The organism is Pseudomonas sp. TAE6080, assembly GCF_018732265.1.
In the GTDB taxonomy this organism is placed as follows: Bacteria; Pseudomonadota; Gammaproteobacteria; order Pseudomonadales; family Pseudomonadaceae; genus Aquipseudomonas; species Aquipseudomonas brenneri.
On the sequence record NZ_JAHIDY010000026.1, the window covers coordinates 42,115 to 60,174 of the forward strand.

Genomic DNA, 18,060 nt, shown 5'->3' on the forward strand with positions numbered 1-18,060 from the left:
CCCGATCCGATTAGCTAGCGACGATATTGACCAGTTTGCCGGGCACCACGATCACTTTGCGGATCGTCAGGCCTTCGGTGAAACGCAGCACGTTTTCGTTGCAGCGCGCAGCTGCCTCGACTTCTTCACGGCTGGCGCTGGCAGGCATGTCGATCTGGCCGCGCAGCTTGCCGTTGACCTGAATCACCAGTTGCAGCGTGTCCTGTACCAGGGCGCTGTCATCCGCGACCGGCCATGTAGCGTCGATCACCGCGCCGCTGTGGCCCAATTGGCTCCACAGGTCGTGGCTGATGTGCGGGGTGATCGGCGCCAGCAGCAGGACGACAGTTTCCAGGCCTTCCTGTACCAGCGCACGGTCCTGCTCGGTGACCTGCGGGGCTTTTTCCAGCACGTTCATCAACGTCATCACCTGGGCGATGGCGGTGTTGAACTTGTGGTGCTGGCCCACGTCCTGGCTGGCTTGCTTGATGGCCAGGTGGGTGCTGCGGCGAATCAGTTTTTGCTCGTCGTTCAGCGACGCCACGTCCAGTTTGCCCGGCAAGCCCTGGCTGATATGGGCATGCGCCAGGCGCCAGACGCGCTTGAGGAAGCGGTGCGAGCCTTCGACGCCGGAGTCGGACCATTCGGCGCTCATGTCGGGCGGCGAGGCGAACATCATGAACAGGCGGCAGGTATCGGCGCCGAACTGGTCGATCATCGACTGAGGGTCAACGCCGTTGTTTTTCGACTTGGCCATCTTCTCGGTGCCGCCGATTTCCACCGGCAGGCCGTCGGATTTCAACTTGGCGCTGATCACCTTGGCCTTGCTGTCACGCTCGAGCTCAACGTCCGCCGGGTTGAACCAGGTATAGGCGCCATTGGCTTCGCGGCGATAGTAAGTCTCGGCGATCACCATGCCTTGGGTCAGCAGGTTCTTGAACGGCTCGTCGGAGCTCACCAGGCCTTCGTCACGCATCAGCTTATGGAAGAAGCGCGCGTAGAGCAGGTGAAGAATCGCGTGCTCGATACCGCCGATGTACTGGTCCACCGGCAACCAGTGGTCGGCTGCGGATTTTTCCACCAGGCCGCCTTCATAGTGTGGCGAGGCGTAACGGGCGTAATACCACGAGGACTCGACGAAGGTGTCCATGGTGTCGGTTTCACGCTTTGCAGGTGCACCGCATTTCGGGCAACTGCACGCGTAGAACTCGGGCATGCGCGCCAATGGCGAGCCGGCGCCGTCCGGCACCACATCTTCTGGCAGCACGACCGGCAGTTGATCTTCTGGCACCGGCACGTCGCCACAGCTTTCGCAGTGGATGATCGGGATCGGGCAGCCCCAGTAGCGCTGGCGGCTGATGCCCCAGTCGCGCAGGCGGAACTGGGTGCGCGAGGCGCCGAGGTTTTTCTTGATCAGTGCGACTTCCATGGCGTCGAAGGCACCGACGAAGTCCAGGCCGTCAAACTCGCCGGAGTTGATCAGGGTGCCGTGCTCGCCGTAGGCGTCTTGCCACGGGGCCGGGTTGGTATCGCCGGAGCTGGTACGCACCACTGACTTGATCGGCAGGTTGTACTTGGTGGCGAACTCGAAGTCGCGCTCGTCATGGGCCGGCACGGCCATTACTGCACCATCGCCGTAGTGCATCAGCACATAGTTGGCGACCCATACCGGCAGTTTCTCGCCGGTCAGCGGGTGCTCGACGAACAGCGAGGTCGGCAGGCCTTTTTTCTCCTGGGTGGCGACGTCGGCTTCAGCCACGCTGCCGCCTTTGCATTCGGCGATGAACGCCTGCAGCTCAGGGTTGTTCTGTGCAGCCTGGGTGGCCAGCGGGTGTTCCGCGGCCACGGCCACGTAGGTGGCGCCCATCAGGGTGTCCGGACGGGTAGTGAAGACTTTCAGTGCGCCCTCTGCGCCGATGGAATCGACGTTGTACGGGAACTGCACTTCCATGCCCTTGGACTTGCCGATCCAGTTGCGCTGCATGGTCTTGACTTGCTCGGGCCAGCCCGGCAGATCGTCGAGGCTCGACAAGAGTTCATCCGCGTAGGCGGTGATCTTGAAGTAGTACATCGGGATTTCGCGCTTTTCGATCAGCGCGCCGGAACGCCAGCCGCGGCCGTCGATCACTTGTTCGTTGGCCAGCACGGTCTGGTCGATCGGATCCCAGTTCACGGTGCCGCTTTTTTTGTAGATCACGCCTTTTTCGAACAGGCGAGTGAACAGCCATTGTTCCCAGCGATAGTAATCGGGCTTGCAGGTGGTCACTTCGCGGGACCAGTCCACGGCCAGGCCCAGGCTGCGCAACTGGGTCTTCATGTAGGCGATGTTTTCGTAGGTCCACTTGGCGGGCGCTACGTTGTTCTTCATCGCGGCGTTTTCCGCCGGCATGCCGAAGGCATCCCAACCCATGGGTTGCAGGACGTTCTTGCCGAGCATGCGCTGGTAGCGGGAGATCACGTCGCCGATGGTGTAGTTACGCACGTGCCCCATGTGTAGTTTGCCGCTGGGGTAAGGGAACATCGATAGGCAGTAGAAAGTCTCCTTGCCTGGCTGTTCACTGACTTCAAAGGACTTTTGCTCGTCCCAGAAGGTTTGGGCGGCATTTTCTATTTCACGGGGCTGATATTGTTCGTGCATGGCTACTTTTGAACTGAATAGGGGTGGCCTAATCCTCTTCGGTGCAACGTTCGGGTTGATCGACACCAAACAGCGGCGCGTCCGTGCCCAAACCCTGCGGGAAGTGGAGTTACAGGAAGCGCCGTAGCATACATGACCCCACTCTATCGAGGGAAACCCTGATTGCGCAGCGCAGGCCGTTGGTCGCGGCGTGCGGTTGGTTGCGTCAGCACAGCTACGCTGTTTATTGGGGAGTGAGACTTATCTTTAATGAGGTGAGGGGATGGTTGATTCGCAGCGAATGAGAACGAAACCGCAAGTGTATGAAGGACTGATCGACCGCTTGGGTCGAGCACTGGACGCAGCAAGAACCGCAGGCCGATTGCGTGACGAGCGGCCTGATGAGCTGGAACTGCGAGGCTTGAGCCCCGCAGAGTTTGAAGTGATCAAGGCCTACCTGGACTTGAACGCGTGCCCAATCCCGCAATGGGTGGCTCCTGTGCCAGCCAGGGAGCCGGTGCGATCGTCCAAGGTGGTATGGCTCAAGGACTTGTCGGCCGGCCGCGGCCCGGAAAAGCTGCGGTCTGCACGATTCAAGTAACTTGATCAGCGTTATCCGCCGCTTGTAAAGATTGTCGCTAAACCCCGTTACACCTTAGGCTTCGGGCATCTTTGGAGATGCTCGATGCCTATTCGTTATTTCATCAAACAATTATTGCTGCCGCCCGGCATTCTCTTGCTGTTGCTGGCCCTTGCCTGGTGGTTTCGTCGCAGCCGCCCGCGCTTGGCCGGGGTGTGCTTTGCCTTGGGGTTTGGCGGGATGTGGCTGATCAGTTTGCCGGTAATGGTGGAGTGGGGCGCACGCACGTTGGAAACCGAACCGCCGTTGGCCCTGGAGGACTGGGCCAGCCTGGCGCAACGAGCCGATGCCATTGTGGTGTTGGGCTCGGGTCGTGAGCGGGGCGATCCGGCCTGGGGCGCTGATCAGCCGACCGGTGTCGGCCTTGAGCGCCAGCGCTATGCCGCGCGATTGGCCAAGGCGTCGGGGCTGCCGGTGCTGGTCACCGGCGGCTTGCACTATGGCACGCCGCCCAGCGAGGCGGAGTTGATGGCGGTGTCGATGCAGCAAGACTTTGGTGTGGTCGTGCGCTGGAAGGAAGAGCGCAGCCGTACTACCTGGGAAAATGCACAGATGAGCGCCGAGATCCTGTTGCCCCAGGGCGTCAAGCGCGTGGTGGTTGTGACCCAGGCCTGGCATATGCCGCGTTCAGTGTGGAGCTTCGAGAAAGCCGGCTTTACCGTGGTGCCGGCCCCGGTCGGCTTCCTGGGCGTGGACAACGCCCGGCCGCTGGGCGGCTGGATGCCGGAGTTCAAGTCGATCTGGCAGAGCGGGCAGTTGATCAATGAGGCGGTGGGGCAGGTGGGTTACCGCCTGTTCTACCGTTAACGCCACACATCAACCTGTGGGAGCAAGCCCGCTCCCACATTAGGTTTGGGTTTTGTGTTTTTCTGCCTAGACAGTCTTGGCCATGCGCCCGGCCAGCAGTGCCCAGCCAAACAGCCCCAGGCACAGGATGATCAGCGGCCACGAGCGCCATTGCAGGTACGGCGTCAGGTTGTGCATCGGCACCACTTCCCCGTAGAGAATGCCGCGCTCGAACTGCGGGATCTGCTCGGTGATCTGCCCAAACGGGTTGATCAGGCCGGTCACGCCGTTGTTGGTGGCGCGGATCATCCAGCGGCCGGCCTCCAGGGCACGCATCTGGGCCATTTGCAGGTGCTGCAAGGGGCCGATGGAGGTGCCGAACCAGGTGTCATTGCTGATGGTCAGCAGCAAGTCGCTGCGGGCGGCGAGGTCTGCGGCGAACTCCGGGTAGACCACTTCGTAGCAGATATACGGGGCGATCTGATAGCCCTTGGCTTGCAGCAGAGCCTGGTCTTCGGGGCCACGGGCAAAGTCCGACATCGGCAGGTCGAAGAACGCAATCAGTCCGCGCAGCACATCCTGCAGCGGCACGTACTCGCCAAAGGGCACCAGTTTCTGCTTCAAATAGGTGCCATCACCCTGGCCGACCACGGTGATGCCATTGAAGTAGCGCTTTTCATGGCGTACTTCCTGGCGAATCGGCACACCGGTGATCATTGCGCCGTTCCGGTCGGCGGCGAACTTGCCCATCATCCCCAGGTAGCCCTCGACGGACTCCTTGAGCACGGGCACGGCGGTTTCCGGCCAGATCAGCAGGTCCACGCGCTTGGAGGCAAAGCTCATGTCGCGGTACAGCGCCAGTTGCTCGTTGAGCTGCGCCGGGTCCCATTTCATGCTCTGCTCGACATTGCCCTGGATCGCCGCGACGGTCAGCGGTTCACCTGCGGGGCTGGTCCAGGCGTGGTGCTTGAGCGCCAGGCCAATGGCCCATGGTGCGACCAGCAGTACCAGGCCGGCGCCGACAAACACGTTGCGCCTGGCTGCCAGCAGTCGCGGCAGGTTAACCATCAGCGCAGCGCTCAGGGCCAGGGCAAAGGAAATCAGCCACACCCCGCCCAGCGGCGCGAGCCCGGCCAGCGGCCCGTCGAGTTGGCTGTAGCCGGAGTACAGCCAGGGGAAACCGGTGAGGAACCAGCCGCGAAATGCTTCCTGGCCCACCCACAGTGCGGCAAACGCCAAGGCATCGGCCAGCGGCGCTTCGTTACGGCGGATCCAGCGCGCCCAGAGCCAGGCAGGCAGGGCAAAGAACAGGGCAATCGCAGCGGTGAACGCCAGCATCAGCAGCCCGGCCAGCAGCACCGAAGCCCCGCCGAAGTGATGGATGCTGTAGTAAATCCAACTGGTGCCCGCGCCAAACAGGCCGAAACCGAAACACCAACCACACCCGAAGGCCTGGCGCGGGGTCAGTTGGCGCATCCCGGCATAGAACACCCCGACCGCCACCAGTGCCAGCGGCCAGATATCGAACGGCGCCAGCGCCAGGGTGGTGATAGCACCGGCCACCACGGCCAGCAGGTTACCGGGCCAGCCGGGTGCGGTGAGACGGCGCATATCAGTCCTTAGCGGGCAATAGGTGTCAGGCGGATCAGGTGGATGCGACGGCTGTCGGCATTCAGGATGCGGAAGCGATAGGCGCCGATCTCGGTGGTTTCGTTACGCTTGGGTAGATGGCCAAACGCACTCATCACCAGGCCGCCCACGGTATCGAACTCATCGTCGGAGAATTCGCTGTCGAAGAACTCGTTGAAGTTCTCGATCGGCGTCAGCGCCTTGATCAGGAAGTCACCGCTGGGCAGTGGCTTGATGTAGCTGTCTTCTTCGACGTCGTGTTCGTCTTCGATATCGCCGACGATCTGTTCGAGCACGTCTTCAATAGTTACCAGGCCGGCAACGCCGCCGTATTCGTCAATGACGATGGCCATGTGATTGTGGTTGGCGCGAAACTCGCGCAGCAGCACATTCAGGCGCTTGGATTCAGGCACGAAAGTGGCAGGACGCAGCAGGTCCTTGATGTTGAAGCTGTCGCCGTTCTCCTTGAGGATCAGCGGCAACAAGTCCTTGGCCAGCAGGACACCCATGACTTCATCATGGTTTTCGCCGATCACCGGGTAGCGCGAGTGCGCCGAGTCGATCACGGCCGGGAGGAATTCGCGTGGGGTCTGGGTCGCCTTGATGCTGATCATCTGCGAGCGTGGGACCATGATGTCCCGCACTTGCAGGTCAGCCACCTGGATGGCGCCCTCGACGATGGCCAGCGCTTCGCTGTCCAGCAACTTGTTCTGATGGGCCTCGCGCAGAAGCTCCAGCAGCTCCTTGCGGTTTTTCGGCTCGTGGGCAAAAGCCTGGGTCAGTTTGCCCAGCCATGACTTTTGCCCGTTGCTCGATCGGTCTTCGCTCATAGCGATTACTCTAAATCCTTGATTGTTTCAGTTGAGTGTCGATTAGTGTTCGTCGTCTGCATACGGGTCAGGATGACCCAACTCTGCAAGCAACGTTCGTTCCAGTGCTTCCATTTCTTCGGCTTCCTCATCATCTATATGGTCGTAACCCAACAGATGCAAGCAGCCGTGCATGACCAAGTGGGCCCAGTGGGCCTCAAGAGCCTTGCCTTGTTCCTTCGCCTCGCGCTCTACCACCGCGACGCAGATCACCAGGTCACCCAGCAGCGGGATATCCAGCAGTTCATCCGGTACGTCGGCGGGAAATGACAGCACGTTGGTTGCGTAGTCTTTCTGGCGCCAGGTGTGATTCAGCTCGCGGCCTTCAGGCTCGTCCACCAGACGAATGGTCAGTTCCGAGTCGGCGGTGCGCTGGCGCAGGGCCAGTGTGCACCATTGGCGAAACTGTTCTTCGCTGGGGGCTGGCGCTTGGGTGGCCAGTTGCAGGTCAAGCTCAAGCATCGCGGCGGTTGTCCTTGGACAGGCCGTCGTCGCGGTGTTCGAAGCGCTCGTAGGCCTCGACAATGCGCTGGACCAGCGGGTGACGCACCACATCCTTGGGCATGAAGTGGGTAAAGCTGATCCCCGGCACGTCCTTGAGGACTTCGATCACCTGGCCCAGTCCCGACTTGGTGCCCTTGGGCAGGTCGACCTGGGTGATATCCCCGGTGATCACTGCCGTGGAGCCGAAGCCGATCCGGGTCAGGAACATCTTCATCTGCTCGACCGTGGTGTTCTGGCTTTCGTCGAGGATGATAAAGCTGTTGTTCAGGGTCCGACCGCGCATATAGGCCAGCGGGGCGATCTCAATCACCTGGCGTTCGATCAGCTTGGCGACGTATTCGAAGCCGAGCATTTCATACAGCGCATCGTAGAGCGGGCGCAGGTAGGGGTCGATCTTCTGGGCCAGGTCGCCGGGCAGAAAGCCCAGTTTCTCGCCGGCTTCGACCGCCGGGCGCACCAACAGGATGCGTCGCACCTGTTCGCGCTCCAGGGCGTCAACCGCACAGGCGACGGCCAGGTAAGTCTTGCCGGTACCGGCCGGGCCGATGCCGAAGTTGATGTCGTTGCCGAGGATCTCTTTGACATAGCGCTGCTGATTCAAGCCGCGTGGGCGAATCATGCCTTTTTTGGTGCGCAGCGCCACGCTGGCTTCGGCCACCGGGTTGTTGGCCAGGTCTTCTACGGCGGATTCCTGCAGGTACAGGTGCACGGTTTCCGGCGACAGCTCGCTACCCTTGGTTTCACGGTAGAGGCGACGCAGCAGGTTTTCTGCAGACGTAGTGTGCTGGGGTTCACCAATGAGCTCGAACTGATTGCCGCGGTTGCGGATCTCGATGCTCAGGCGTTGTTCGATCAGGCGCAGGTGCTCGTCGAACTGTCCGCACAGGTTGGCGAAACGGCGAGCCTCAAACGGCTCAAGGAGAAAACGATGGGGTTCTGCTATGGGTGCGTTCAAGGTTGCTTTTAGCCGCCCTTTGGCTGTTTAGGTGAAATAGAGGATAACGCCAGCTGCCGGTGTGCGAAAGCACTTAAGTTATCGGAATGCTGCACGGTTTCAATGTGGGAGCGGGCTTGCTCGCGATAGCGGTGTGTCAGTCAATGCATCTGTCACTGATCCGCCGCATTCGCGAGCAAGCCCGCTCCCACATTTTGATCTCCATCAGTCAGGCGTATTGACGGGCTACTGGATCAGCGAGCCGCGCAGCGAGTGCGGTTGCGCCGCGTCGATGTGCACGTCGGCGAACTGGCCGATCAGCGTCGGGTTATCGCAGCGGAAGTTGACGATCCGGTTGTTCTCGGTCCGTCCCTGCAATTCGCCCGGGTCTTTCTTCGAGTAATCGGTAACCAGGATGCGCTGGGTTGAACCGACCATTTGTCGGCTGATCTCGAAACCCTGCTGGTTGAGGCGATGCTGCAGCGCGTTCAGGCGCTCCTTTTTCAGCGCCTCCGGAGTTTCGTCCGCGAGGTCGGCGGCCGGTGTGCCGGGGCGCTGGCTGTAGACGAAGGAGTAGGAGAAATCGAACCCGACGTCTTCAATCAGCTTCATGGTCTGCTCGAAGTCTTTTTCGGTCTCGCCGGGGAAGCCGACAATAAAGTCCGAACTGATGCAGATGCCCGGCACGGCGGCGCGCAGTTTACGCAGCTTGGACTTGTACTCCAGGGCCGTGTGGTTGCGCTTCATCGCCGACAGGATGCGGTCCGAGCCCGATTGCACCGGCAAGTGCAGGTGTTTGACCAGCTCCGGCACTTCGGCGTGGGCCTGGATCAGGCTGTCGGAGAATTCCAGTGGGTGCGAGGTGGTGTAGCGGATCCGCTCGATACCGTCCACCGCCGCGACCACGCGGATCAGTTCGGCCAGGTCCGCCAGGCGCCCGTCGTGGGTCTGGCCACGATAGCCGTTGACGTTCTGCCCCAGCAGGGTCACTTCACGCACGCCGTTTTCGGCCAAGTGGATGATTTCCGCCAGCACATCGTCGAACGGCCGACTGACTTCTTCACCCCGGGTATAAGGCACCACGCAGAAGGTGCAGTACTTGCTGCAACCTTCCATCACCGACACGTAGGCGCTCGGGCCGTCGATGCGTGGCTCGGGCAAATGGTCGAATTTTTCGATTTCCGGGAACGAGACGTCCACCTGCGGCAACTTGGTGATGCGCGCAGCGTCGATCATCTCCGGCAGGCGGTGCAGGGTCTGCGGGCCAAAGACCACGTCGACATAAGGTGCACGGTCGCGAATGGCCGCGCCTTCCTGGCTGGCGACGCAACCGCCGACGGCGATCACCATGTCCGGGTTGGCCAGTTTCAATTCACGCCAGCGGCCCAGTTGCGAGTAGACCCGGTCCTGGGCCCGTTCGCGGATCGAACAGGTATTGAGCAGGATCACGTCGGCATCTTCGGCGCGCGCCGTGACTTCCAGGGCCTGATGTTCACCCAGCAGATCGACCATGCGCGAGCTGTCGTACTCGTTCATCTGGCAACCGTGGGTTTCGATGTAAAGCTTCTTGGCCATGGGAATCGTCAACTGGTGGTAAAGAACCGCGCATTATAGGGGGCATGCCCATTGGTTCCTAGCACTGTGCATCGGGTGCCATGCTATAGTTCGCGCCCTCATTTATATCCGCCGATGTGCTACCCGCCCCCCATGACCAAACGTGAAGCTCCAATCTACAAGGTGATTTTCCTTAACCAGGGCCAGGTGTTCGAAATGTACGCCAAGCAGATCTATCAAAGTGATCTGTGGGGCTTCCTGGAAGTGGAAGAGTTCGTCTTTGGCGAGCGCACGCAACTGGTCGTCGATCCGGGCGAGGAAAAGCTCAAGGCCCAGTTCGAAGGCGTGGTGCGCAGTTTTGTGCCGATGCATTCGATTGTGCGCATCGATGAAGTCGAGCGCCTGGGCACGCCGAAGATCAGCGAAGCGCGGGGCATGAGCAATGTCATGCCGTTTCCGATGCCGATGCCTGAGAAGTAGTCTTTTAGACCGCATCGACCCCTTCGCGAGCAAGCCCGCTCCCACATTTTGATTTGTGAACACATTCAAATGTGGGAGCTGGCTTGCCTGCGATGGCGTCAGAAGGGTTTAGATAATGTCAGGGCAGCGGCGAGAAAGGCGAACGCCCATCCGCACTCTGCAATTCCTGCAAGTAATTGCGGAAAATCTGCCCCAGCACCTGGGTCGCCACTTCCAACTCGTCGCGCTGCATGTGCTCGGCCACTTCGTCGGCGGTGTCGAGCGCATCTTCGGCGCCATTGACCGCCGCCATCTTCAGCACGATATACGCCTGCACGTTATTGGCCGGCACACCTTCCCCATGAAAGAACATGCTGCCCAGCTTGAATTGGGCTTGCGCATGCCCCTGCAACGAGGCTTTCTCGAAAAAGCTCAGGGCTTTATTGAGGTCACGGGAGGGATTCTTGTCGTCATAGAAAAATTCGCCCAACTCGTATTGCGCCTGCGCATCCCCGCCATCGGCCAGGGTCTGGCAGGCGCTCAGGGCCTCGGCCTGGCTTTCTGGCTGAGTATTGAGGGTGCAACGACCCATCGCTGGGATCAACAACGAGTTGCCGCCCGCTTGTGCATGCGCAAGCAGCGGTTGAAGGAGCAACAGGCAGCCCAGAACCAGGGTGCGGCCGGTGCGTTTCATGGGAATCGACTTACCTCTGACGGGGCGCGTGGAACCACGTGGGGATCCAATAAGCGCGCATTATGAAATAAGCAGGCCTCTGCTTACAAAGTCTTTACTCGTTTTTCTGCTGCGTGGGCAAGTTATCTGCCGGATTGCAGGTGATTTCTCGAAAAAAGAAGGAAATTTCTGTAAGCAAGGTAGCAAATCTGACGCCGCCAGGGGCGACGTCAGGTTTTGGCTGGCTTACTTCAGTGCGGCGAAGGCACGCTCGGCAGCATCCAGGGTCAGTTTCAGCTCGGCTTCGCCATGGGCGATGGAGGTGAAGCCGGCTTCAAAGGCACTCGGTGCCAGGTACACACCGCCTTCGAGCATCAGGTGGAAGAAGCGCTTGAACAGGTTGGCATCGCTGCCCATCACATCGTCAAAGGTCACGATGTCGTCGGCGCCACTGAAATACAGGCCGAACATGCCACCGGCCTGGGTGGTGACGAACGGGATGCCCACCGCATCGGCGCGTTGTTGCAGGCCGTCCAGCAGGCGCGTGGTGTAGTCGGTCAACTCGGCATGGAAGCCCGGGCGGCTGATCAGGCGCAGGGTAGTCAGGCCGGCGGCCATGGCCAACGGGTTACCGGACAGGGTGCCGGCCTGGTAGACCGGGCCCAGTGGCGCGATGTGCTGCATGATTTCGCGCTTGCCGCCGAAGCAGCCCACCGGCATGCCGCCGCCGATGATCTTGCCGAAGGTGCTCAGGTCCGGCGTGACGCCGTAGTAAGCCTGGGCGCCGCCGAGGGCAACACGGAAACCGGTCATCACTTCGTCGAAAATCAATACCACGCCGTGTTTGTCGCACTGCTCGCGCAGGCCTTCGAGGAAACCCGGCGCCGGTGGCACGCAGTTCATGTTGCCGGCGACCGGCTCGACGATGATGCACGCCACGTCCTGGCCGACTTCGCTGAGCATTGTTTCGACGGCAGCGATGTCATTGAAAGGCAGCGTCAGGGTGTGCTTGGCGAACGCCGCCGGCACGCCGGCCGAGCTTGGTACGCCCTGGGTCAGCAGGCCCGAACCGGCCTTGACCAACAGGCTGTCGGAGTGGCCGTGGTAGCAGCCTTCGAACTTGATGATGCTGTCGCGGCCGGTGAATCCACGGGCCAGGCGGATCGCGCTCATGGTCGCCTCGGTGCCGGAGCTGACCATGCGCACCATCTCCATCGACGGCACGATCGAGCACACCAGGTCCGCCATTTCGGTTTCCATGGCGGTTGGCGCGCCGTAGGACAGGCCATGCTCCAGTTGCTTGCGCACCGCGTCCAGCACGTCGGGGTGGCTGTGGCCGAGGATCATCGGGCCCCAGGAACCCACGTAGTCCACATAGCGCTTGTCATCTTCGTCGGTGACGTAGGCGCCTTCGGCATGCTTGAAGAATAGCGGGGTGCCGCCAACGCTCTTGAACGCACGCACGGGGGAGTTCACACCGCCGGGGATGTGTTTCTGGGCATTGGCAAACAGGGTTTCGGAACGAGACATGGGCAGGCTCTCTGAATTCAGGATTTAAGGAGTTCGTTGAAGGCGCGGGCGCGGCGCGTCACTTCCTGGGGGCTGTCGGCACCGAACAGGCCGTGGACCACGGCCAGCAGGTCGGCGCCGTGCTCGACCAGGGGCGGGGCATTTTCCAGGGTGATACCGCCGATCACGCAGATCGGCACCTGCAAGCGGGCGCGGGCCTGGGCGAGCATTTCGAGGGTGGCTGCCGGGGCGCCGGGTTTGGTGCTGGAGTTGAAGAAACGGCCAAAGGCGACATAGCTGGCGCCTTCGCGCGCGGCCTGTTCGGCCAGTTCGATCTGGCTGTGGCAGGTGGAACCGATGATTGCATGGCGCCCCAGCAGCGCACGGGCCGGGGTCAGCGGGCCGTCGGTCTGGCCGAGGTGGACGCCGACGCCCAGGCGCGCGGCCAGTTCGGCATCGTCATTGATGATCAACTGGGTCTTGTAGCGCGAGCACAGTTCACGCAGGGCTTCGGCTTCGCGCAGGCGCCGGGCCTCGTCGCTGCTTTTATCGCGGTACTGCAGCAACGTCACGCCGCCTTCCAGCGCGGCCTCGACGTAGGATAGGAACTTACCGGCCAATAGTTGGCTGTCGGTAATGGCATACAGGCCACGTAGTTTCATCGAGCAGGCCCCTTGATATTACGAACAGAAATCCAGTGGCAGGCGACGCGGCACAAACTGCCCCTGGCCCAATTGTTCGGCGTCCCGCAGGGTGCGCCAGGTGTAATTGAGTGCCGACTCCACGGCGCTGGCCAGGCCTTCGCCCTGGGCCAGGCGGCCGGCGAGGGCGCTGGCCAGGGTGCAACCGGAGCCATGATAGCTGCCGGGCAGGCGCTGGCAGGTGAAGGTGCGGCGGGTGCCGTCGCGGCTGTACAGGCGATTGTGCACCTCATGCTCGTCGCCGTGGCCGCCGGTGATCAACAGGTGCTTGATGAATGGCAGCAGTTTCTCGGCGCACTGGTCCGCCGTGCCTTCGGGCAGTTCGGCGAGGATGCGCGCTTCAGGCAGGTTGGGCGTGGCAATCAGCGACAAGGGCAACAGCCGCTCGCGCATGGCATAGCCGACCTCGTCCTTGCCCAGGCTGCCACCGCCACCGGCACGCAGCACCGGGTCGCAGACTACCGGCAGGTGCGGGTGCTCCTTGAGCAGTTCGACCACGGTGTCGACCATGACGGTGGAACCGAGCATGCCCAACTTGACCGCTGCGACTTCGGAGTCGCCAAGTACGGCATTGGCCTGGGCCAACACCCACTCGCGGTCGAGTACGCGAAAATCGCTGACATTCACGGTGTTCTGCACGGTCAGCGCGGTCACGGCAGGGGCTGCATGACAGCCTTGGGCGAGCAGGGCTTCGATATCTGCCTGCAAGCCGGCGCCACCACTGGGATCATGGCCGGAGAGACAGAGGACAACAGGGCGAGAGCTGTAGATATTCATGGTGCGCGAGCTTACCACCAAACGCTTTTTGCGTGGCTGTCGGGCAGTGCTTGTATTTTGCTTCGGAGTATCAAGAAAAATGGCTATAAGCCATCATTTATTTCTGACGGTTATCGCGCTGAAAGCCCCGGTCTAGAGCCTTTCAAAAAATTATTTCAATGGTGTCTTTTGGCCTTTACCGGCTATGCTAGAGTGGATCCAAACAACTTAATGTATCGCCGGTGTACGTCTTCTCAAAAGGAATGGGGGGCTTTTGACATAACCGGACAGGCCACGCTGGGGCTCTATGCGCTATTTGCTGATGTTTCTCTTGTGCGGGCTGCCGATGCTGGCCGGCGCCGTCGAGTTCGATGAAACCACCCGCAGCCTTCCTCTGGGCCGGGTCATGCAAGTGCTCGAAGACCCAAGTGGCAGCGTCACTCTCGCCGATGCCCGTTCCGTCGCATTGGCCAGTCGCTACACCACCCATGATAAAGACACCCTCAATGCCGGCTATTCGCGCTCGGCGTTCTGGCTCAAGGTCGACCTGCATTACCTGCCCAAGGATCCGCAGGCCCTGCGCACCTGGTTACTGGAGCTGGCCTATCCGCCCCTTGATCATCTGGAGTTGTACGTCCCTGATGATACCGGCGCCTACCGACTGGCCGGGCGCACCGGTGATGCATTGCCGTTTGCCAGCCGCGAGATTCGCCAGAACAACTACCTGTTCAATGTCGATTTCAAGGCCGGTGAACAGAAAACCCTCTATTTGCGCCTGCAAAGCGAAGGCTCGATCCAGGCGCCGCTGACCCTGTGGTCGAGTACCGCGTACCTGGAAGATCAGCCGCTGCGCCTGTATGTGCTGGGCCTGATCTACGGCGTGTTGCTGGGCATGCTGGTGTACAACCTGTTCATCTACCTCAGCGTGCGCGACACCAGCTACCTCTATTACATCCTCTATATCGCCTCGTTCGGCATGTACCAGCTCTCGGTGAATGGCGCGGCAGTGGAGTATTTCTGGCCCGACAACCCCTGGTGGGCGAATGCGGCGACGCCGTTCCTGATCGGCGCGTCGGCGTTGTTTGGTAGCCTGTTTGCCCGCAGCTTCCTGCACACGGCCCTCTATAGTCGCTGGCTGGACCGGCTGCTGCGGGTGCTGGTGGGCACGGGGGCGGTGGTGATGTTGTTGTCGCTGATGACCAGCTACGCGCTGGCCCTGCGCCTGGCGACTGCGCTGGCATTGATTTTTACCGTGACCATTTTTGTCGCCGGGATCAAGGCCTGGTGTTGCGGCCAGCGCGTGGCGCGCTATTTCATCATCGCCTGGTCGGCGTTCCTGATCGGCGGGGTGGTCAATACGATGATGGTGCTGGGCTACCTGCCCAATGTGTTTCTCACCATGTATTCCAGCCAGATCGGCTCGGCCATTGAAGTCGCCCTGTTGTCCCTGGCCCTGGCCGACCGCATCAACGCAATGCGCGAACAACAGGCGCAGATCCTGTTCGAGGCCAGCCAGAAACTGGAAGTGCTCAACCAGCAACTGGCCCACAGCAACCAGTTGAAAGACGAATTCCTTGCGACCTTGACCCATGAACTGCGCACGCCGATGAATGGGGTGATTGGATCGTTAGAGTTGATGCAGACCGTACCCCTGGCCGGGGACCTGGCGCAGTACCAGCACACCGCTGCCGGTTCGGCGCGGGACATGATGCGCATGGTCAACGGCATCCTCACCCTTACCGAGCTTCAGGCCGGTCGCCTTGGCGCGCAGCCGCAGGTGTTCAGCCTGCGCGGGGTGCTCGACACCTTGCGCCAGCAGTTCCTGGGCAATGCCCAGGGCAAGGGGCTGGCGTTTTCCATCGACGTGGCGGGCGAGTTGCCAGATCGCCTGGAGGGCGATGCTGGCAAACTGATGCAGTGCCTGGAGTGCCTGCTGGACAATGCGTTCAAGTTTACCCACGAAGGCGCGGTGCGCGTGCGTGTGGTGGGCTTGCCCCGGGCCGATGGCCATTTGCATCTGACGTTTATCGTCACCGATACCGGGATCGGGTTTGCCCACTTGGATGAGGCGACTTTGTATCAGCGTTTCTTCCAGGTGGACGGCTCGACTACCCGTGAATATGGCGGCCTGGGCATTGGCCTGGCGATCTGCCGGCAGTTGATCGAATTGCTCGGTGGGCGCCTGACCCATCATTCCGAACCACGCAAAGGCAGTCGCTTCCAGTTGGAAGTGGCCGTGATTGCAGTGCCTCCCGAGCCGGCGCGGGTGGTTGATTGGCAGCGCTCGCCCCAGGACTGCACGGTATTGCTGGTGGATGACAACAGCGTCACGCAGTTGGTCTTGCGCGGGATGTTGCTCAAGCTGGGTTACCGGGTGAAAGTGGCAGGCAGCGGCCCGGTGGCGTTGGCGATGTTGCAGGACGAGGCATTTGATGCGGTGCTGCTGGATGTGCCCGAGGATGGTTTCTCCCTGTGCTGCCAGGTCCGGGCCTTGCCAGGCTGTGGCGAACTGCCGGTGATTGCCTTGAGCGACTCACTGCAAGGCAGTGCGCGCCAGCATTGCCACGGCGTCGGCCTTACCGAACAGTTGGTCAAGCCGGTGCGTTTTGAGCTGTTGCAAGCGGTATTGCAGCGGCGCCTGCTGTGTCCGTTAGAGGGTGAAAGCGCCGGCAGTTAGGCGTATATGCCACTTTTTTAAGCGCGGTGACGATGCTTAACTGAAATGAAGGCCTCACTGAAGCTGGCCTTTTATCAGGAGGCCCGTCATGAATCTGCACCCGTTCGCCGAAACCCACGACGTTACCAACCAGCCGCCGTCATTGGATGGCGCCAACCTGTATCGCCTCGACCTGCCCCTGCAGGAATGGTCGCGGCGCTTTGGCGCGGGCTGGGCCGAGGCGCGGATTGATGCTTACGGCGCCCTGGCAGGCGGGCCGCTGATGGCGGCGGGGTTCCTGGCGAATCAGAACAAGCCGGTGTTCAACAGTCATGATCGTTATGGCCACCGGATTGACCTGGTGGAGTTCCACCCGGCCTATCACGAACTGATGCGCACGGCCGTTGAACATGGCTTGCCGTCGTTGCCCTGGGCCCATCCCCAGGCTGGCGCCCATGTCGCCCGCGCCGCCATGACCTACCTGCACAGCCAGGCGGAAGCCGGCACCGGTTGCCCGCTGACCATGACCTTCGCCTGCGTGCCGGCCCTGCGCCTGCAACCGGACCTGGCTGACACCTGGCTGCCGAAAATTCTCAACACCGAATATGACCCGCGCAACGTCGGCATTGCCCATAAGGCCGGCGCAACCATCGGCATGGCCATGACCGAGAAGCAGGGCGGTACCGATGTGCGTGCCAACACCACCCGCGCTTACCCCGTGGGTGCCGGTGGCCCTGGCCAGCCCTATGAGTTGGTGGGGCACAAGTGGTTCTGCTCGGCGCCGATGTGCGACGCCTTCCTGACCCTGGCCCAGACTGACAAGGGCCTGACCTGTTTCCTGCTGCCCCGGCACCGCCCGGATGACACACGTAACCAGTTCTATATCCAGCGCCTGAAAAACAAACTCGGCAATTGCTCCAACGCCTCCAGCGAAGTCGAGTTTCGTGGCGCCCTGGCCTGGATGGTCGGAGAAGAAGGCCGAGGTGTGCCGACTATCATCGAAATGGTCGCCATGACCCGTTTCGATTGCATGGTCGGTTCCAGCGCCTTGATGCGCCAGGCGCTGACCCAGGCCAGCCATCATTGTGCCCATCGTACGGTCGGTGGCCGCGTGCTCAGTGAACAACCCTTGATGCAAAACGTGCTGGCCGATCTCGCCCTGGAGAGCGAGGCGGCCCTGGCCTTGAGCCTGCGCATGGGCCGGGCGCTGGACCATCTGGGCGATGAGCAGGAAGCCAAGTTCGCACGGCTGGTGACGGCAGTGGGCAAGTATTGGATCTGCAAGCGCGCGCCAGCCATGATCAACGAAGCCGCCGAATGCATGGGCGGCGCCGGGTATGTCGAAGACAGCATCCTGCCGCGCCTGTACCGTGAGGCGCCGGTCAACTCGACGTGGGAAGGTTCTGGCAACGTGCAATGCCTGGACGTGCTGCGGGCCTTGTCGAAAGAGCCTGGGGTGCTGGAGACATTGTTTGTCGAATTGGGCGATGGGCATGGCGATAAACGCCTGGCGCGGCATATCGAACAATTGAAATCGGCGTTCATGGACACCCAGGACATCCAGTACCGGGCGCGGCAACTGACCGAAGATATCGCCGTGGCGTTGCAGGCCAAGTTGTTGCTGGAGGCGGGCAACGCCAGTGTCAGCGATGGGTTTATGGCCAGCCGCTTGGGTGAGTCATCAGGGCGGGTGTACGGCACCTTGCCGCGTGGTGTGGATGTGCAGGCCATCGTCGCCCGCTCAACCCCTGTGTAAACGCGATCCCCTGTAGGAGCTGGCAAGCCAGCTCCTAC

Annotated in this window: 16 protein-coding genes; 6 read left to right on the top strand and 10 right to left on the bottom strand. The window is 61.3% G+C overall.

Annotation, left to right across the window (positions count from 1 at the left end):
* Positions 1-10: 10 nt before the first annotated feature.
* The gene (leuS, locus tag KL786_RS19130) at positions 11-2,617 is read right to left on the bottom strand and encodes a leucine--tRNA ligase (protein WP_215518613.1); all 2,607 of its coding nucleotides are present in this window, start codon (positions 2,615-2,617) and stop codon (positions 11-13) included.
* A 262-nt stretch (positions 2,618-2,879) separates the two neighbouring features.
* Here leuS and KL786_RS19135 point away from each other — a divergent pair, with 262 nt between their 5' ends.
* Both KL786_RS19135 and KL786_RS19140 read left to right on the top strand, forming a co-directional pair.
* Positions 2,880-3,197, top strand: a complete 318-nt coding sequence (locus KL786_RS19135; RefSeq protein ID WP_215518614.1) for a hypothetical protein — start codon at positions 2,880-2,882, stop codon at positions 3,195-3,197.
* Between the two features lie 84 nt (positions 3,198-3,281).
* Positions 3,282-4,043, top strand: coding sequence for a YdcF family protein (locus KL786_RS19140; protein WP_215518615.1), 762 nt, complete (start codon positions 3,282-3,284; stop codon positions 4,041-4,043).
* Positions 4,044-4,109: 66 nt separating this feature from the next.
* On the opposite strand, the gene lnt is transcribed toward KL786_RS19140, so the two are convergent.
* The 5 genes from lnt to miaB all read right to left on the bottom strand — a co-directional run bounded on the left by lnt (position 4,110) and on the right by miaB (position 9,533).
* Positions 4,110-5,633, bottom strand: coding sequence for an apolipoprotein N-acyltransferase (lnt, locus tag KL786_RS19145; protein WP_215518616.1), 1,524 nt, complete (start codon positions 5,631-5,633; stop codon positions 4,110-4,112).
* Positions 5,634-5,641: 8 nt separating this feature from the next.
* The gene (locus KL786_RS19150; RefSeq protein WP_032861714.1) at positions 5,642-6,481 is read right to left on the bottom strand and encodes a CorC family transporter; all 840 of its coding nucleotides are present in this window, start codon (positions 6,479-6,481) and stop codon (positions 5,642-5,644) included.
* A 42-nt stretch (positions 6,482-6,523) separates the two neighbouring features.
* A complete protein-coding gene (gene ybeY / locus KL786_RS19155; RefSeq protein ID WP_065942800.1) occupies positions 6,524-6,982 on the bottom strand; it encodes an rRNA maturation RNase YbeY in 459 nt (152 codons plus the stop codon).
* Positions 6,975-7,979, bottom strand: coding sequence for a PhoH family protein (locus KL786_RS19160; RefSeq protein WP_029292238.1), 1,005 nt, complete (start codon positions 7,977-7,979; stop codon positions 6,975-6,977). Before KL786_RS19160 ends, ybeY begins: the two co-directional genes overlap by 8 nt.
* A 225-nt stretch (positions 7,980-8,204) precedes the next feature.
* Positions 8,205-9,533 (bottom strand): tRNA (N6-isopentenyl adenosine(37)-C2)-methylthiotransferase MiaB, encoded by a 1,329-nt coding sequence (miaB, locus tag KL786_RS19165; RefSeq protein ID WP_215518617.1) that lies wholly within the window; start codon positions 9,531-9,533, stop codon positions 8,205-8,207.
* A 132-nt stretch (positions 9,534-9,665) separates the two neighbouring features.
* Between miaB and KL786_RS19170 the strand changes: the two genes are divergently transcribed.
* The gene (locus KL786_RS19170) at positions 9,666-9,992 is read left to right on the top strand and encodes a DUF1820 family protein (RefSeq protein ID WP_003215457.1); all 327 of its coding nucleotides are present in this window, start codon (positions 9,666-9,668) and stop codon (positions 9,990-9,992) included.
* Positions 9,993-10,110: 118 nt separating this feature from the next.
* Here KL786_RS19170 and KL786_RS19175 read toward each other — a convergent pair whose 3' ends face one another.
* The 4 genes from KL786_RS19175 to KL786_RS19190 all read right to left on the bottom strand — a co-directional run bounded on the left by KL786_RS19175 (position 10,111) and on the right by KL786_RS19190 (position 13,631).
* Positions 10,111-10,665, bottom strand: a complete 555-nt coding sequence (locus KL786_RS19175; RefSeq protein WP_215518618.1) for a tetratricopeptide repeat protein — start codon at positions 10,663-10,665, stop codon at positions 10,111-10,113.
* A 225-nt stretch (positions 10,666-10,890) separates the two neighbouring features.
* Entirely contained in the window at positions 10,891-12,174 is a 1,284-nt protein-coding gene (hemL, locus tag KL786_RS19180) for a glutamate-1-semialdehyde 2,1-aminomutase (RefSeq protein WP_215518619.1), read from the bottom strand.
* A 17-nt stretch (positions 12,175-12,191) separates the two neighbouring features.
* Complete coding sequence (gene thiE, locus KL786_RS19185; protein ID WP_032861719.1) at positions 12,192-12,815, bottom strand: thiamine phosphate synthase; 624 nt, start codon at positions 12,813-12,815, stop codon at positions 12,192-12,194.
* 18 nt (positions 12,816-12,833) lie between these two features.
* Complete coding sequence (locus KL786_RS19190; RefSeq protein WP_215518620.1) at positions 12,834-13,631, bottom strand: hydroxymethylpyrimidine/phosphomethylpyrimidine kinase; 798 nt, start codon at positions 13,629-13,631, stop codon at positions 12,834-12,836.
* Between KL786_RS19190 and KL786_RS19195 the strand changes: the two genes are divergently transcribed.
* The 3 genes from KL786_RS19195 to KL786_RS19205 all read left to right on the top strand — a co-directional run bounded on the left by KL786_RS19195 (position 13,521) and on the right by KL786_RS19205 (position 18,022).
* The gene (locus KL786_RS19195; RefSeq protein ID WP_215518646.1) at positions 13,521-13,985 is read left to right on the top strand and encodes a hypothetical protein; all 465 of its coding nucleotides are present in this window, start codon (positions 13,521-13,523) and stop codon (positions 13,983-13,985) included. The genes KL786_RS19190 and KL786_RS19195 overlap by 111 nt on opposite strands.
* Complete coding sequence (locus KL786_RS19200; protein WP_215518621.1) at positions 13,918-16,287, top strand: hybrid sensor histidine kinase/response regulator; 2,370 nt, start codon at positions 13,918-13,920, stop codon at positions 16,285-16,287. The genes KL786_RS19195 and KL786_RS19200 overlap by 68 nt, the downstream gene beginning before the upstream one ends.
* Before the next feature lie 88 nt (positions 16,288-16,375).
* A complete protein-coding gene (locus tag KL786_RS19205; protein ID WP_215518622.1) occupies positions 16,376-18,022 on the top strand; it encodes an acyl-CoA dehydrogenase family protein in 1,647 nt (548 codons plus the stop codon).
* Positions 18,023-18,060: the final 38 nt, after the last annotated feature.